This window comes from Sphingomonas sp., assembly GCF_031426035.1.
Lineage (GTDB): Bacteria > Pseudomonadota > Alphaproteobacteria > Sphingomonadales > Sphingomonadaceae > Sphingomicrobium.
Genome location: NZ_JANPKO010000008.1, coordinates 1 through 3,242, shown reverse-complemented (window position 1 = coordinate 3,242; position 3,242 = coordinate 1). Strand labels below are relative to the sequence as shown.

Annotated in this window: 4 protein-coding genes and 1 tRNA gene; 2 read left to right on the top strand and 3 right to left on the bottom strand. The window is 68.8% G+C overall.

Going from position 1 to position 3,242, the window contains the following annotated elements:
- The first annotated feature begins 139 nt into the window (after positions 1-139).
- Together RMP08_RS00825 and RMP08_RS00820 are read left to right on the top strand one after the other, a co-directional pair.
- Positions 140-215 (top strand) — tRNA-Ala (locus RMP08_RS00825).
- 51 nt (positions 216-266) lie between these two features.
- Entirely contained in the window at positions 267-815 is a 549-nt protein-coding gene (locus RMP08_RS00820) for a PepSY-associated TM helix domain-containing protein (RefSeq protein ID WP_310467044.1), read from the top strand.
- 65 nt (positions 816-880) lie between these two features.
- On the opposite strand, the gene RMP08_RS00815 is transcribed toward RMP08_RS00820, so the two are convergent.
- From RMP08_RS00815 to RMP08_RS00805, 3 genes are all read right to left on the bottom strand, one after another.
- On the bottom strand, positions 881-1,039 hold the full coding sequence (locus RMP08_RS00815; protein WP_310467043.1) for a Flp family type IVb pilin: 159 nt from the start codon (positions 1,037-1,039) through the stop codon (positions 881-883).
- Between the two features lie 390 nt (positions 1,040-1,429).
- Complete coding sequence (locus RMP08_RS00810) at positions 1,430-1,591, bottom strand: Flp family type IVb pilin (RefSeq protein ID WP_409049754.1); 162 nt, start codon at positions 1,589-1,591, stop codon at positions 1,430-1,432.
- Positions 1,592-1,769: 178 nt separating this feature from the next.
- Positions 1,770-3,242: transglycosylase domain-containing protein (locus RMP08_RS00805; RefSeq protein WP_310467042.1), on the bottom strand; the 1,473-nt coding region annotated here is incomplete at its 5' end.

The following is a 3,242-nucleotide window of genomic DNA, read 5'->3' as shown; positions in this document are numbered from 1 at the left end:
CAGCTCGATGCCGGGCTGGCGCTGACCAATGCGGACTTCCTGATCGTGGCCTGAGCGCCGGCGCGGCGGCGAACCGATCCTCGGCGCCGCATTACCGGTTTACACAGCGCGCGGGGTTCGCCTAAAGGCGCCTCTGGACGGGGCCGTAGCTCAGCTGGGAGAGCGCTGCAATGGCATTGCAGAGGTCAGGGGTTCGATCCCCCTCGGCTCCACCATTCCCCGATTTTCAGGCCTGACGGACCGCTGTTCGCTTGTCCGCCCCCCGCTTGTCCGCACAACGCCTCATCCGGCTGATCCATTACTGGATCTCGCTGCCCCTGATGTTCACCGTGTTCGTGATCGCGGTGACCGGGTCGCTGCTCGCCCTCAAGAAGGATTTCGACAGCCTGCAACCGCCGACGCAGCAAGGCGCGGCGCCGGGCGAACTCGGCCGGCCGGTCGCCGACCTGGTCGCCGCGGTGCGCAGCGTGCCCGGGCACGAGGCGACGGTGTGGCAGGACGTCGAGCGGATCGACCTCAGGCCCGGCGACGGGGTGGCCAAGGTGATCCTCCACTCGCGCACCGAGGTCCAGGTCGATGTCGCCACCGGCAAGGTGCTCCAGGTGGGCTACCGCACCTCCGATTTGATCGAGACCATCCACGATTTCAGCTGGCTCGGCGGATGGGCGAAATACGCCTTTTCGCTGGGCTCGGGGATCGTGCTCATCTGCATGGCGGCGAGCGGGGTTTATTTGTTCGCGCTGCCGCTGCTGGCCAAGCGCCGCAAGCGCCGGGCGCGGGAGGCGGCATCGGGCGTCCTGCCCCGCCGCAGTTAAACGAACGGCGGCGAACGCCCCCCCCGGGTGCCGCCGCCGATCATCGGTCCACTTGGTCGAACGGTTTAGAGTTGCGCCCCGACATTGTTGTAGGTGGCGCCGAGCTTGGTGCCGATGCCCTTCATGGCGCCGATCGCGGCAACCGCGATGAGCGACGCGATCAGGGCATATTCGATCGAGGTTGCGCCTCGCCCGTTCCCGATCAGCTTCAGAAGCTTGGCCATCACTGGTCTCCTGGTCGTCCAGCGGCGGGAAATGGTCCCCGCCCCCCCGCTTTCGTCGTGCGAAGGTCAAGTGCCGGAATACGACCGGGACGGTTGAGAAAGGCTTAAGGGAAGCAGTTCGCCACGCTTAACCATCGGCCGCCCCGCGTGGGGACGCCCGGGCTGGCGCGCACTCGAACTGGCGCCAACGCGCCGGGGTAGAGCCAGGGATTTAGGGGGGAAAGTGTTGCAAAAGTCTTAATCACGCCTGTTGGCGCGGATTAATTCGACGGCGAGAGCGCGATAATAATCGCACCGGCCGCGGGGGCCGCCGCGCCTGTGCCGCGGACATGCAAAAGCGGCGGCGCCTTTCGACGCCGCCGCCAAAGCTTGTAACGTAACGGTCGAAGCTTAGAGCTCGGCCGAAACGTTATTGAAGGTGGTGTTCAGCTTGGTGCCGATACCCTTCATCGCGCCGATCGCGGCAACCGCGATGAGAGCCGCAATCAGGCCATATTCAATGGCGGTCGCGCCTTCGGCGTTGTTCATCAGCTTTTTGAAACGCTTAATCATTTCCGGTCTCCTTAAGGCTCCACAATTTTCGGGAACTCTCGCCCCCAGACCTGCGCAGTCCCTCGCTCAGGTTGCATGGAGAATTAGGGCACGGGCGTTGAGAAAAGCTTAAAGTGACCGGTTTCCGTAAGTTAACCGTGTTTGCCGGATTTGAGCGGGGGCGGCCGGGGCGGCGCGGCTATTCGAACAGCCGCTCGAGTTCCTCCAGCGCCTCGCGCAGGGCGCGCGTCGGCTCGCTCCATTCCTCGGGCAGCGGGCTCTTGCGCGGTTGCTCGCGGCGCTGAGGCGCGCGCTGCGGCACGCGGAACTCGCGCGGCAGGCGCGGCGCGGCGCGGCCGTCGATGCTCAGCGCGGGGGCCATGAAGCTGCGCCAGATTTTTGCCGGCGCGGTGCCCCCGGTGAGATTCTTGCCGAGCGGCTTGTCGTCGTCGCGCCCGACCCACACCCCGACCACCAGGTCGCCGGCGAAACCGACGAACAAGGCGTCGCGGTTGCCCTGGCTGGTGCCGGTCTTGCCGAAGGTCGGGGTGGCGAGCGCGGCGCGGCGCCCGGTGCCGGTGTTGGCCGAGGCCCACAGCAAGTCGAGCATCGGCGCCCAGTCGCGGCGCGCGTCGAGGCGGCCGCCGCGCGCGAACAAAGCGGCCAGATTGCCCCTGCCCTGCGCGTCGGGCGGAAGCCCGGAGGCGCTGACCGGGTAGCGCCCGCCGGCGAGCGCGGCATACGCCGCGGTGAGCTCGAGCAGGCTGACCCCGGCGGTGCCGAGCGCGACGCTCGGGCTGTTGGGCAGCGGGCTGGAGATGCCGAGCTCGCGCGCGGCGCGCAGGACATTGCCGCGGCCGACGCTTTCGGACAATCGCACGGTGGCGGCGTTGGACGAGCGCGCGAACGCCTCGCGCAGGGGAATCGCGCCGCGATAGACGCCGTCGCTGTTGGCCGGGGTCCAGCCGTCGATCGTCACCGGCCGGTCCTGGACCAGGCTGTCGGCGGTCCACCCGGCGCGCATCGCAGCGAGATAAACGAACAATTTGAACGCCGAGCCGGGCTGGCGGCGGGCTTGCGTCGCGCGGTTGAACGGCGACGCCTTGTAGCTGCGCCCGCCGACCATCGCGACGACGCGGCCATCGGGGCGCATCGCCACCAGCGCCGCCTGGGCGTCGCCGATCGCGGCGTTGTTGATGGCGCGCACGGCGAGCCGCTGGAGGTCGGCATCGAGCGTGGTAGTGACGCGCACCTCGCCGAAGTCGGCCTCGAACGCGCGGTGGGCGGCGGGCGACACCCAGTCGGCGAAATAGGTCCCGGTGGGCAGCTTGGCGCGGTGGAGGACGGGCCGCGCGGAGACCGTGGCGCGGGCGCGCGCGGGGGTGATCACGCCGGTGTCGGCCATCGCCGCCAGCACCAGCCGGCCGCGCTTGCGCGCGGCGGCGAGGTTGCGCGTCGGGGCGAGCCGCGACGGCGCCTGGACGACGCCGGCGAGCATCGCCGACTGGGCGAGCGTGAGGTTTTCCGGCGCGCGCCCGAAATAATGGCGCGATGCGGCGCGCAGGCCGTACACCCCGTCGCCGAAATAGACGCTCGACAGGTAGCGCGCGAGGATGTCGTCCTTGGTCAGCCACGCCTCGAGCCACAGCGCGATGATCACTTCCTGCGCCTT

What these genes read in the sequence shown, in the direction of transcription:
- RMP08_RS00815 (WP_310467043.1), bottom strand. Translation starts at nt 1,039, where the DNA reads ATGGCCAAGCTTCTGAAGCTGATCGGGAACGGGCGAGGCGCAACCTCG.
- RMP08_RS00810 (WP_409049754.1), bottom strand. Translation starts at nt 1,591, where the DNA reads ATGATTAAGCGTTTCAAAAAGCTGATGAACAACGCCGAAGGCGCGACC.